Source organism: Mesorhizobium amorphae (genome assembly GCF_014843845.1).
Classification (GTDB): Bacteria; Pseudomonadota; Alphaproteobacteria; order Rhizobiales; family Rhizobiaceae; genus Mesorhizobium; species Mesorhizobium amorphae_A.
Genome location: NZ_JHQS01000006.1, coordinates 240,898 through 253,307, shown reverse-complemented (window position 1 = coordinate 253,307; position 12,410 = coordinate 240,898). Strand labels below are relative to the sequence as shown.

The window sequence follows — 12,410 nt, the reverse complement described above, 5'->3', positions numbered from 1 at the left end:
GGGGTGTTGGAGGCATCGTTGAGGCTGTTCGTCGAAATCGGCGGCGTGGTGGCTGCGGCGCTCGTTCTAGCTTCGCTGTGCGGCACGGCCGAGGCCGGCCTCGACAACTGGCGTTTCGACACCGGCGGCGACGGCCTGGCGACCGCCTCGCTCCATGCCAGCAACAAGCTCATCACCGGCGGCGGCGCGCTTAGCTACAGCCCGGTCCTGACCATTGCCTGCCGGGCGAACGGCGAGCCGCGCTGGAGCGAATGGCTGCAGCTCAACGATGCCGTCTCGGCCAGCCGCAAGATCACCATGTCGATCACGCTCGACAACGGCGGCAAGTTCGATGAAAGCTGGTCCGTCGGCACGCGCGGCAGGCAGTTGGTCAGGGACGGCGCCGACGGTGTGAAGCGGCTGGTTTCGGCAAACCGGCTCCTGCTGTCTTGGCGGTTCGGCCTGCTGGCGGGGAGGGGCGAGGCCGCCTTCGACCTTGCCGGGCTTGGCGAGGCGGTCGACCAGATTGCCGGGACCTGCAACACCGATCCGCCTTGATGCCGCGTCGGATCGCCGGCGCGACTAGGAGGTCGGTGTCTGGCTACAACTGCCAATGTCTGCAATGCTTTGGGACTGATTATTCTCCCTCACATCAAGGATGATAGTGAAGCCCTGATCGAGAATTTGCAATTTTAGCTCCTCGAAATGCCGTTTGAAGCCGCTTTCGATTTGACCCCTGGGATAGTGCCATCCTTTTCTGCATGCCCGGTTCAGGAGGTCGGAATACAGACGCACGCTCTCTCTTCTCACGACATCTTCCGAGATCAGAATACGCAGACCGTGCGCGCCTTCAGACATGCTCGGCCCTGTTGACAGAGCCAACAGCTGCGCTGCGGCCAAAGCAGACAGTTTTCTCATCATCCGCCTCCGATCCGAACCAGATCAGGTCCGACCAGTTTGGTGGCCACCCCGTTGACGAAGGCTAGAGTGGTCGACCGTCGAGCGGTATCGTGCAGATGCAGTGTTTTCCGTATCGCATCTGTAGTATTTTCGGGCAGTCAGCAGACCTCGGCATTTCAGCATCACCTTGCATGGGGGTAGTGATTTGCAGTTTCGCGTCGAGGACAATCCTCTCACCGGTCTGTCGGATCGGGAGCGGTTGGTTGCGGCAAAATTCGCCGAGGGGATGACCTATCGCGAAATAAGCGAGACGCTTTTTATTGCGCCTACCACCGTCCGCACGCACCTGTCGGCGATTTACCGGAAACTCGGCGTAGGCAGCAAAATGGCGCTGGCAATTTTGCTTGCTGACCACCCTCCGGTAGAAGGCAATGGTCCCCCTGTTGTCGCCGTGATCCCGTTCGAAAATCTAAGTGGCGACGAGCGTTGCACACGTCTTGCCGATGGATTGTCGGCTGACATGATGGCCGATCTCGCCCGTTATCGCGACCTTGCAGTGATCGCGCGCCAGACCATGCTTTCCTACAAGGGGCGGCACGATGACATCCGATTGATCGGGCGGGAGTTGAACGTCGATTACTTGCTTGAAGGAACCATTCAGGCAGCGGGGGTCCGGCTCCGCATCAGCGTGCAGTTGGTCGATGCGCGTACAGGCGTGGATTTATGGACTGCTCGCTACGATCGGCTGATGGAGGACCTGTTTGAGGTGCAGGATACCGTCACCGAAAACGTCGTGAATGTGCTCGCCAACTGTTGCGGCAAGTTTGCAAAACTTCGGACGGATATAGTCAAACGAAAGCCGCCCGCCAACCTGCACGCGTATGATTACTATCTGCTTGGCGTCGAGCAGCACAATCTCTACACCCGCGCGTCGCATGAGGAGGCAGTTCGGCTCCTTTCGCGAGCTGTCGATCTTGACAAGGATCTTGCCAGAGGCTGGACAGTTTTGGGAATGGCATACAGCGTGGGCGCCATCAATGCGTTCACAGACGATACAAGCGCTGCCATTGAACGTTCGATACTTTGTCTGGAACGAGCGTTGGCGCTTGACGCAGGCGATACGCATGCTCGCATATGTCTGGCTGGACTCCGAGCCGCCCAAGGCGATCTCGACGCCACGGCAAGAGAGTACGACCTTGCCCTGGCGTTCGCACCAAACGATGCCGATACCTTGGCTCTGCTCGCAGGAGAAAAAACGTTCGTTACCGGCGATCCGAGAGACGGATACGAACTGGCAAGGCGAGCGATACGGCTCAATCCCCACGTTTCCTGGTACTATAGCATGCTGGGCCGATCGACATTTGTCGCAGGGCTCTACAGAGAGTGCCTGGCGGCTTTGGCGCAGGCGCCACCGGACTCGCCGGCCACACTGTTATTCCTCACGATGGCCCATGCAATGCAAGGCGAGATGGCTCAGGCAGCAAGATTGGCCACCCGCCTCGCAAATAAATCTCCCGATTTTACCGTCGAAGGATTCATCCGCGCCTGGCCCGTCATCAATCCTCCAGCGCTTGTCGCTATTCGAGACGGTGCCCGTCGCGCGGGTTTGCTTGGACCTTAGAGCTTGTTTTGGGGCGCCTGCGGCGCACCGCTAATTCCAGCGGTTGGCAGATTGCCGGGACATGCAACACCGAGTTGCCTTGATCAAGTGTCTTCTACCTGCCACCCAGATTCTGTGGTATGCAGATGCCGCAATTCCACAAGGGAGGAGCGGATATTCCGCTCTGTGGTGCAAGGGGCGCATGCCGGCGAACTGGCACGCGCAGATCGTCCGAGGCGAATTGACGGTCAGGGAGGAAATGCCATGCGCGCAGTCGCGTTTTTAGTCGTCGTTTTCGTCGCAACCTTCTTCGCAAGCCAATCGCAGGCACAGGACGCCGCCGCGGGCGAGAAGGTCTTCACGAAGTGCAAGGCCTGCCACGTCGCGGACGAGGACAAGAACAAGATCGGTCCATCGCTGCATGGGGTCATGGGCCGAACGGCCGGCACGCATCCGGATTTCAAATATTCCGAAGCCATGGTCGCGGCTGGCACATCCGGCGTCAAATGGGACGAAGCGACGCTGGCGAGCTACCTCCACGATCCCAAGGGCATGGTGAAAGGCACCAAGATGGTGTTCCCAGGTCTCAAGAAGGACGAGGACGTCGCCAACGTCATCGCCTATCTGAAGCAGTTCTCTCCGTAAGCCTGTTCTTCACCGGCTAACATGTCGACCCGGGAAAGCCACCTCGAGGATACCGGCACCCGCCTCTCGGAAGCGACGGCCGGGGATTTCTTTGCGCTTTTGAAACCACGCGTCATGGCGCTTGCCGTTTTCACCGCTTTCGTCGGACTGATGGTGGCGCCGGTCATGATGAACCCGGTCATCGCGGTGATCGCCATCAGCGCCATCGCGGTTGGAGCCGGCGCGGCCGGGGCGCTCAACATGTGGTACGACGCGGATATCGACGCGCTGATGTCGCGCACCGCAAAGCGGCCGGTGCCGTCCGGCCGTATCACGCCAGGCGAGGCGCTCGGCTTCGGCCTGGTTCTTTCGGCGCTGTCGGTCATGACGCTCGGCGTGCTGGTGGGATGGCTTGCCGCGTCGCTGCTGGCCTTCACCATCTTCTTCTATGTCGTGATCTATACGATGTGGCTGAAACGCTCGACGCCGCAGAACATCGTCATAGGCGGGGCCGCGGGCGCTCTTCCTCCTGTCATCGGTTGGGCGGCGGCCACCGGCGCGGTCGGCGTCGAAAGCCTCATCCTGTTCCTGATCATCTTCCTCTGGACGCCGCCGCATTTCTGGGCGCTCGCGCTGTTCAAGGTCGGCGACTACGCCGCCGCGGGCATACCCATGATGCCGAATGTCGCCGGCGAAGCGTCGACGCGAAAGCAGATCTTCGCCTATTCGCTCGTTTTGGCGCCGATCGGCGTGCTGCCGTGGCCCTTCGGTTTCGCCAGCGTATATTTCGGGATCGCTTCGGCCGCATTGGGCGCCGGCTTCATCTGGCAGGCGTGGAAGGTTCTGGCGGCTCCCGGCCAGGAGATGAGGCCCGCCAAGACGCTATTTGCCTATTCGATCCTCTATCTCTTTGCGATCTTCGCGATGCTGCTTGCCGACACGATCGCGACGCGCGCGCTTGTTTCAGTCGGCGGCTGACGGCACGAGCGGTATTGCTGGTCGGCACTTGCTGCACGAAGATCTTGCATCCGGGCTCGTCACATCGGCAGAGCGCAGAATCCCAGCAGCAACAGAATCACTATGCCGAGGCCCAGTATGAGAACAGTCCTTGTGTCCATGACATGACCTTCACCGTTCACCGGCATAGAATATCGAAGAAGTGCCTCCAGAGCTAGCGTGGCCGTCCCAGCCATCTTCAACAAAGGGCGACAAATCCCCTGTAGGAGAGTATGTTGTTTGCGGTGCAGGTTGCGGTTCGCGTGGCCAGTCACGCTGAACGATGCACCGTGAAACCGCGACCTTACCGGACCTGGTCTGGAGGAACGGGCATGACAAGTTTTCACGTGATAGCAGGCGCCAGCGAAACGCTGGAACATACCAAGATTCGAAAAATCGGTGTTTCCGACCTTTTTGATGCGCTCAGGCGTGGCGTCGATGATTTCATGATCAAACCGTCGCACATCGTTTTTCTCTGCCTGATCTATCCGCTGGTGGGTGTCGTGCTCGCCGCCTGGACATCGGGCGCCAATGCGTTGCCGCTGCTGTTTCCGCTGGTTTCCGGCTTTGCGCTCATTGGCCCTTTCGCTGCGATCGGCCTCTATGAGATCAGCCGCCGGCGGGAAGCCGGCCTCGATACTTCGTGGAGACACGCCTTCGAGGTCAGGAATTCTCCGGCGCTGCCGGCCATCGCGGCGGTCGGAATCATGCTGTTTTCGATCTTCATCGCCTGGCTTTTGACCGCGCAGCTGTTCTATCAACAGCTCTTCGGTCCGGCGCCGCCGGAATCGATATCCAGCTTCATCAACGAAGTATTCGCCACCGGACGCGGCTGGACGCTGATTATCCTGGGACACGCTATCGGCTTCGCCTTCGCTGTGGTGGTTTTGTGCACAACTGTGGTTGCTTTCCCGCTGCTGCTCGACCGTGACGTCGGCGCCTACGAAGCCATCCACACCTCGGTGCGCGTGGTGCTGGCGAACCCGGTCGTCATGGCTGTCTGGGGGCTGATTGTCGCCGTCGCACTGATCATCGGCTCGCTGCCGGTGTTCGCGGGGCTGGCCGTCGTGTTGCCGGTCCTCGGCCATGCCACCTGGCATGTCTATCGCAAGGTGGTGGATTCGTCGCCGCCTGCCAGGCCTGCCGATTGAAGACATTCCGCCAGCCAGCACCGGCGAGAACGCCAGTGCTGGCTGGCGGCCTAGCTTTCAGTAAGCCGGGTGGCTGAAGCGGGCTTGGCGTGCGTCCACGGTCAGGTCGCGGAAATCCTTACCGCTGACATGCACCAGCGTCCTGTGGTCGCCGCCCTCGAAATAGACATCGTCGGCGGCACGAAGGCTCTCATCGACGATGACGGGCACATCGTAGGCCGCGCCGATCGGCGGGACGGCGCCGATGTCGCAATCGGCGAAAAGCGAAACCACTTCGTCTTCGGAGGCGAGACCAAGACGCCTGTCCATGACGTCCTGCAACGCGCTGAGTTCGATCCTGTGGGTGCTTGGAACCACGGCCAGCGCATAGCCAAGTTCGTGGTGAACGACCACCGATTTGGCCATGATGCTGCCCGGCACATGCGCAGCTATGGCGGACTGCCTGGTCGTGGATGTGCGATGATGCGCGACGGTGTCGTAGGAAATTCCCTTGCCGTCGATATAGTCCTTCAGTCTGTTGGCGATCGTCATCTTGGGCCTCCTCTTGCCGGAGTTCGCGACGCGGGGGGAACGAGAGCAATCATTCTCCCGATATCGCTTCCGATATCTGGAAAATGGACCAGCCGCCGGTTGTTTCAAGGCAGCCGAACGACAAGCAGCATCCGCGCACAACTAAAGTCGCGGCTGCTGGATCTCACCCGCCTCTAGAGCCTGTTCCATCCCGATAGAATCGGGATGGGGCTCTATCTCTTGTTGAGCATGATCTTTTCCGAAAACCGGTTCCCACTTTTCGGGATCATGCTCCAGATTTCAGGGCCCGCCCCCGAAAAATGTCACCCGGGTGAGAAGCGTGTAGTCGGCTTCGAGGACCATCATGGCCACGAACACCAGCACCAGTATCGGCGGCAGGATGATCGCGTAGGTCAACGCCAGCCGTTCCCAGGCCATATGCATGAAGACGGCGACGATCAGCCCTGCCTTGAGCATCATGAAGATCAGGATCAGCGACCATCTGAGATAGCCCTGAAGGCCGAAATAATCGACCATGTAGGAGCAGGCACTGAGGACGAACAGCCACGCCCATACCACCAGATAGAGCTTGATCGGGTGTTCCTGATGGACCTCGGCAGGGGCAACGCCGGCGGTGGCTGCGTCTTGCGCATGCCCCGCGTTCAGATGGTGTTGTCCAAGGCCGTTTGCGGTTGCTTCAGCCATATTTTCCTCTCACCAAAGATAGAAGAAAGCGAAAATGAACACCCAGACCAGATCGACGAAGTGCCAGTAGAGCCCCATGATCTCGACGCTCTCGTAGTGACCCTTGCGGCTGGTGAAGAAACCAGGCCGTCCGGTGTCATAGTCGCCGCGCCAGACCTTGCGCGCCACGATGATCAGGAAGATCACCCCGATCGTCACATGCGTGCCGTGGAAGCCGGTGATCATGAAGAAGGTCGAGCCGAACTGCGCTGCGCCCCATGGATTGCCCCAGGGCCGGACCCCTTCGGTGATCAGCTTGGTCCATTCGAAGGCTTGCATGCCGACAAAGGTCGCGCCCAACAGCGCGGTCAGAAGCATCAGGATTGCGGTTTTGCGGCGGTCGCGGCGATAGCCGAAATTGACCGCCATGGCCATCGTCCCGCTGCTCGAGATCAGTACGAAGGTCATGATGGCAATCAGGATCAGCGGAACATTCGAGCCGCCTATGTGCAGCGCAAAGACCTCGCTCGGGTTGGGCCACGGCACGCGTGTCGACATGCGCGCGGTCATGTAGGAGAGCAGGAAGCAGCCGAAGATGAAGGTGTCGCTGAGCAGGAAGATCCACATCATGGCCTTGCCCCAGGACACGTTCTTGAACGCCCGCTGATCCGAGGACCAGTCGGCGGCAATGCCTTGCCAGCCCGCAGGCCGGGGCTCCGTTTGGCCGATATGCGTCAGTGTCGTTTCTGCCATCCGCTTGATCCCTTAGGTCAGCAATTGTCGGCAAATGTCGATGAACGCGGCGGCCCAGCCGGCCAGCAGCGCGAAAATGGCGAGCCAGACGAAAAGCAGGAAATGCCAGTACATGGCGCACAGTTCGACGCCGAGGCGCAGCCGCTCCGGCCGGGCTCCGTTCCAGGCGCCCGCAGTCGTTCTAGCGAGACCGACCAGCCCTCCCAGTATATGCAGGCCATGCATGCCGGTTATCAGGTAGAAAAAGCTGTTGGCCGGATTGGAGCTCAGCAGATAGCCGTCGGTGCTCAGTTCCCGCCATGCCACGAGCTGCCCGACCAGGAAGGCGAGCGCCGTGATCCCGGCGGTGACGAGGCCGAGCTTGACCGTATCCAGTTGACCTCTGCGGGCCGCGACCGAGGCGCATTGCAGCGCGACGCTGCTGAGCACCAGCACGCCGGTGTTGAGCCAGAGCAGGCGCGGCAGCGGCAGCGGCTGCCAGTCCGACAGCGCCATGCGCATGAAGTAGGCGCTGGTGAACAGCGCAAACAGACAGCCGACAACGGCGAGGAAGACACCGAGGCCGATCTTGGCCGTCGGCAGCGCCGAGCGGTCGAGGGCGACAAAATCCCCGGCCATGCCTTGCTCCAGCCATGGCTTCGACATCAGCCTTTGATGGGAAAGCCACCATCCGACAAAGCCGACGACCACAGCCAAGAAGACCAGGATGACGCTCATGCCGACTCCTTGGAGGTGCCGAAGGAGCCCGGCACGTTCTGCGGAATGAAATCCTCTTTGGCGCCCGGCACACTGTAGTCATAGGCCCAGCGATAGACGATCGGCAGCTCCTTGCCGAAATTGCCATGGACTGGCGGTGTTTCGGACGTCTGCCATTCCAGCGTCGTTGCGCGCCAGGGATTGCCGCCGGCCTCGCGGCCATGGCGGATGCTCCAGATCAGGTTGAACAGGAACACCAACTGAGCAAAGCCGACCATGAACGCCATGATGCTGATGAACGAGTTCAGGTGGTGGGCCGAATCCGTCATTATCGTCATGTCGGTTAGTTCGGCGTAGCGCCGTGGCAGGCCCACCAGGCCAAGATAGTGCATGGGGAAGAAAATCAGATAAGCGCCGAGGAACGTGACCCAGAAATGGAACTGGCCGAGCGTCTCGTTCAGCATCCGACCAGTGACCTTCGGGTACCAGTGATAGATCGCGCCGAAAATCACGAGGATCGGGGCGACGCCCATGACCATATGGAAATGAGCAACGACAAACATCGTGTCCGACAATGGAACGTCGACGACGACGTTGCCGAGAAACAGGCCGGTCAACCCGCCATTGACGAAGGTGACGATGAAGGCCAGGGCAAAGAGCATCGGTATGGTGAGATGGATGTCGCCGCGCCACAGCGTCAGCACCCAATTGTAGACCTTGATGGCGGTCGGCACGGCGATGATCAATGTCGTGGTGGCGAAGAAGAACCCGAAATAGGGATGCATGCCGCTGACATACATGTGGTGCGCCCAGACCACGAAGCTCAGCGCGCCGATGCCGACAATCGCCCAGACCATCATCCGGTAGCCGAAGATGTTCTTGCGCGCATGGGTACTGATCAGGTCGGACACTATGCCGAAGGCCGGCAGTGCGACGATGTAGACCTCGGGGTGACCGAAGAACCAGAACAGATGCTGGAACAGGATCGGGCTGCCGCCGCTATGCTGCAGCTGTTCGCCCATCTCGACGATCGCCGGCATGAAGAAGGAGGTGCCGAGCGCACGGTCGAACAACATCATCACGCAGGCGACGAACAGCGCCGGGAAGGCGAGCAGCGCCATGACGGTGGCGGTGAAGATGCCCCAGACCGTCAGTGGCAGGCGCATCAGCGTCATGCCGCGCGTGCGGGCCTGCAGCACCGTCACGACATAGTTCAGGCCGCCCATGGTGAAGCCGATGATGAACAGGATCAGCGAGACCAGCATCAGGATGATGCCCCAGTCCTGGCCGCCCGGCGTGCCGGTCATGATGGCTTGTGGCGGGTAGAGCGTCCAGCCGGCGCCCGTCGGTCCGCCCGGCGCAAAGAAACTCGATACCAGAACCAGAACGGCGAGCAGGTAAATCCAGTAGCTCAGCATGTTGACATAGGGAAAAACCATGTCGCGAGCGCCGACCATCAGCGGGATCAGGTAATTGCCGAAGCCGCCCAGGAAGAGCGCCGTGAGCAGGTAGATCACCATGATCATGCCGTGCATGGTGATGAACTGGTAATAGGCTTCCGGGGTGATGAAGTCGAAGGTGCCGGGGAAGCCAAGCTGCAGCCGCATCAGCCACGACAGCACCAGCGCCACCATGCCGATTGCCGTCGCCGTCGCCGAATACTGGATGGCGATGACCTTGGCGTCCTGCGAGAAAACGTACTTCGTCCACCAGCTGTGCGGGTGGTAAAGCTCCATTTCCCCGACTTCGGCAGGCGGGACTGCATCTGCAGGCGTGATATCGACCATAGGAACACCTCCGTGTCCTTTCAGCGGGCCTCGACCGTTTCGAGCTTTGCCGAAATCCTCGAACCCGGCGCGACGGTTCCTGCCGGCGCCGGATCTGCCGATCCTGTCTGCTGGGGCGCCGACAATTGCGCGAAAGTCTGCTGCTCGCCGAGCCAGGCGACATAATCTTCCTGCGTATCGACCATGACCACGCCATTCATCAAAGGATGCCCTTGGCCGCAAAGCTCGGCGCACAGGACCTGGAAGGTTCCAGTCCTGGTCGGGGTGAACCAGAAATAGGTGACCGAGCCGGGGATCATGTCCATCTTGGCGCGGAATTCCGGTACGTAGAAATCATGCAGCACATCGATCGAGCGCAACAGCATCTTGACCGGCTTGCCGACCGGCAGGTGCAGATCGGCCGCCTCGACCACGACATCGTCCTGGCCATTGGGATCGCTGGCGATGACGCCGAGCGGATTTTCAGCGCTGACGTTGCTGGTGTCGGATGTGCCGAGCTTGCCGTCCTTGCCGGGCAGGCGGAAGCTCCACTGCCATTGCTGGCCGACGACTTCGACCTCGGTCGCGTCGCTAGGAACGTTGACGAAACGGCTCCAGACGAACAGGCCGGGGACCAGCAGGGCCGTCACCCCGACCGCGGTGACGATCGTCAGCCACGATTCGAGCCGCTTGTTCTCGGGCTCGTAAGCTGCGCGGTTGCCTTCCCGATGACGGAAGCGGAACACGCAATAGGCCATGAATAGAACGACGGCGGCGAAGACGACGCCGGTGATCCAGAAAGTTATGATGATGGTGTGGTCGATATAGTCCCAGTTCGAGGCAATCGGCGTCCACCACCATGGGCTCAGCAAGTGGAACAAGACTGAGCCCACAACGACTAAAACGAGTACAAGCGCTACGGCCATGTCCCGTTCCTCCCGGCATTCCAGGGGCGCGAAGCCGTCCGGGGAAATGCCGCGGGTATCATAGCTTGATTTGCGATCGAAATTCTAGAGCCGGTTGTGGATGAGGCGAAAATGTCGACTTTGCCGCGTCCAGTCTCGGGATCAAATCAGCAGCAGGCCCTTCATCGAGGCGTTGCCTTTCTTGCCGATGATGATGTGGTCATGGACGGCGATGCCGAGCGGTTTGGCGGTGTCGATGATCAGCTTGGTCATCTCGATGTCGGCGCGCGATGGCGTCGGGTCGCCGGATGGATGGTTATGCACCAGGATGACGGCGCTGGCCGAAAGTTCCAGCGCCCGCTTGACCACCTCGCGCGGATAGACCGGCGTGTGGTCGACGGTGCCGACCTGCTGCACCTCGTCGGCGATCAGCACGTTCTTCTTGTCGAGGAAGAGGATGCGGAACTGCTCGCGGTTCTCGAAGGCCATGGCCGAGCGGCAATAGTCGAGAAGCTGGGTCCAGTTGGACAGGACCTCGCGGCCGCGGATTTCGCTGCGCGCCATGCGCTGCGCGGCGGCAGTAATCACCTTCAGATCGACTGCCACCGATGGGCCGATGCCCTTCACCTCCTGAAGCAGCGCCACCGGCGCGCCAAGCACCTCGGCCAACGTGCCGAAGCGCGAAAGCAGCGCCTTGGCGATCGGCTTGGTGTCGACGCGTGGGATCAGGCGAAAGAGCAGGAGTTCGAGAAGCTCGTAGTCGGGCAGGGCGTCGGGCCCAGCCGCCGTGAACCGTTCACGCAGGCGGTCGCGATGGCCGTGATAGTGCGGCTTTTCCACCGCCGCGGCCTTTGCCGGCGGTTCGCTCCACCGCTCCGAGAAGAATCCCCGCTCGTCGTCGCCGCTTTTCCCCATCGAACGCCCATATCCGCCTGACCGGAACAGACAGTAGAGCATGATTCTAAAAGGCGAAACCGGCTCGCGATGGTTTTCAAAAGAGCCGCCAGACGCCGATGAGCTTGAGCCTCGGTCCGCGCAGTCAGTCTCGGCGCGCAATGATCCAGTCGGCTGCCGCCGCGAGATCGGCGAAGGTTTCGGTCGGGTGCGGGTCAAAGCGTTTTTCGTCGCCTTGCCGGTATTTGCCCGTCCGCACCAGCAATGCGCACGAAATTCCGGCGCGCAGGGCGCCAGCTATATCGGCCTCGGCGTCGTCGCCAACCATGATCGCCTGATCCGGCGGACAGTTCATGCTTGCCAGAGCCGACAGAAAGAATGCCGGCGACGGCTTGCCGAGAACGGTTGCGCGTTTCAGGGAGGCATATTCCAATGCCGTGACGAACGGCCCTGCATCGAGGCTGAGCGCACCGTCGGCATCCCGAAACGCCCGGTTGGTGGCGAGGGCGAGCAGTTCGGCCCCCGCGTTCAACTCGCGGAACGCATCATTCAGGACCGTATAAGTGAAGGCCTCGCCGGCATCGCCGACGATGACGGCGCGCTTGTCGCGAACCGGCAATTCGAAAAAGTCCGGCTCAAGGCCGGGATGAACCAACAGATATGGCGCACGGCCATTGTGAAGAAGCCATTCGCGTGCCGCGTGCGCCGGCGTGAAAACATCCGCTTTGGTGACGGTCAGTCCCAGCGCTTCCAGATGTTGGAGGACCGCCTGCTTCGATGAACGTGTCGTATTGCTTACGAAGCGCACGGCCAGGCCGGCCTGGCGCAAACGCGCAACGGCTTCCACCGCGCCTGGTATGGCGGTCTCGCCATCATAGATGACGCCTGCGAGATCGAGCAGCACGCCTCGGGTCATCGCCTCAGCATGGCGAGAAGTTCGCCCTGCGTCAAA

General features: G+C 60.8%; 14 protein-coding genes. 5 read left to right on the top strand and 9 right to left on the bottom strand.

Going from position 1 to position 12,410, the window contains the following annotated elements:
• The first annotated feature begins 18 nt into the window (after positions 1-18).
• Complete coding sequence (locus DH08_RS02405; RefSeq protein WP_192177712.1) at positions 19-537, top strand: hypothetical protein; 519 nt, start codon at positions 19-21, stop codon at positions 535-537.
• 24 nt (positions 538-561) lie between these two features.
• Here DH08_RS02405 and DH08_RS02400 read toward each other — a convergent pair whose 3' ends face one another.
• Positions 562-897, bottom strand: coding sequence for a hypothetical protein (locus DH08_RS02400; RefSeq protein ID WP_192177711.1), 336 nt, complete (start codon positions 895-897; stop codon positions 562-564).
• 187 nt (positions 898-1,084) lie between these two features.
• Between DH08_RS02400 and DH08_RS02395 the strand changes: the two genes are divergently transcribed.
• The 4 genes from DH08_RS02395 (at position 1,085) to DH08_RS02380 (ending at position 5,250) form a co-directional block, all read left to right on the top strand.
• Positions 1,085-2,500 carry a LuxR C-terminal-related transcriptional regulator gene (locus tag DH08_RS02395; protein WP_246800656.1) on the top strand — a complete coding sequence of 472 codons (1,416 nt, stop codon included), beginning with the start codon at positions 1,085-1,087 and terminating at the stop codon, positions 2,498-2,500.
• Between the two features lie 243 nt (positions 2,501-2,743).
• Positions 2,744-3,124 carry a c-type cytochrome gene (locus DH08_RS02390; protein ID WP_192177710.1) on the top strand — a complete coding sequence of 127 codons (381 nt, stop codon included), beginning with the start codon at positions 2,744-2,746 and terminating at the stop codon, positions 3,122-3,124.
• Between the two features lie 21 nt (positions 3,125-3,145).
• Positions 3,146-4,081 carry a heme o synthase gene (locus DH08_RS02385; RefSeq protein ID WP_192177709.1) on the top strand — a complete coding sequence of 312 codons (936 nt, stop codon included), beginning with the start codon at positions 3,146-3,148 and terminating at the stop codon, positions 4,079-4,081.
• 350 nt (positions 4,082-4,431) lie between these two features.
• A complete protein-coding gene (locus tag DH08_RS02380) occupies positions 4,432-5,250 on the top strand; it encodes a DUF2189 domain-containing protein (protein WP_192177708.1) in 819 nt (272 codons plus the stop codon).
• Between the two features lie 57 nt (positions 5,251-5,307).
• On the opposite strand, the gene DH08_RS02375 is transcribed toward DH08_RS02380, so the two are convergent.
• The 8 genes from DH08_RS02375 to DH08_RS02340 form a co-directional block, all read right to left on the bottom strand.
• Positions 5,308-5,781: an aminoacyl-tRNA deacylase gene (locus DH08_RS02375; protein WP_192177707.1), complete on the bottom strand. Its 474-nt coding sequence runs from the start codon at positions 5,779-5,781 to the stop codon at positions 5,308-5,310.
• Positions 5,782-6,060: 279 nt separating this feature from the next.
• The gene (locus DH08_RS02370) at positions 6,061-6,465 is read right to left on the bottom strand and encodes a cytochrome C oxidase subunit IV family protein (protein ID WP_246800655.1); all 405 of its coding nucleotides are present in this window, start codon (positions 6,463-6,465) and stop codon (positions 6,061-6,063) included.
• A 9-nt stretch (positions 6,466-6,474) separates the two neighbouring features.
• Positions 6,475-7,197 carry a heme-copper oxidase subunit III family protein gene (locus DH08_RS02365; RefSeq protein WP_192177706.1) on the bottom strand — a complete coding sequence of 241 codons (723 nt, stop codon included), beginning with the start codon at positions 7,195-7,197 and terminating at the stop codon, positions 6,475-6,477.
• Positions 7,198-7,209: 12 nt separating this feature from the next.
• Positions 7,210-7,914 (bottom strand): cytochrome c oxidase subunit 3, encoded by a 705-nt coding sequence (locus DH08_RS02360; protein ID WP_192177705.1) that lies wholly within the window; start codon positions 7,912-7,914, stop codon positions 7,210-7,212.
• A complete protein-coding gene (gene ctaD / locus DH08_RS02355; protein WP_192177704.1) occupies positions 7,911-9,680 on the bottom strand; it encodes a cytochrome c oxidase subunit I in 1,770 nt (589 codons plus the stop codon). The genes DH08_RS02360 and ctaD overlap by 4 nt, the downstream gene beginning before the upstream one ends.
• Positions 9,681-9,700: 20 nt before the next feature.
• Positions 9,701-10,585 (bottom strand): cytochrome c oxidase subunit II, encoded by an 885-nt coding sequence (gene coxB, locus DH08_RS02350; RefSeq protein ID WP_120017860.1) that lies wholly within the window; start codon positions 10,583-10,585, stop codon positions 9,701-9,703.
• Between the two features lie 141 nt (positions 10,586-10,726).
• The gene (gene radC, locus DH08_RS02345) at positions 10,727-11,479 is read right to left on the bottom strand and encodes a RadC family protein (protein ID WP_192177703.1); all 753 of its coding nucleotides are present in this window, start codon (positions 11,477-11,479) and stop codon (positions 10,727-10,729) included.
• Positions 11,480-11,603: 124 nt separating this feature from the next.
• A complete protein-coding gene (locus DH08_RS02340) occupies positions 11,604-12,374 on the bottom strand; it encodes a TIGR01458 family HAD-type hydrolase (RefSeq protein ID WP_192177702.1) in 771 nt (256 codons plus the stop codon).
• Positions 12,375-12,410 lie beyond the last annotated feature (36 nt).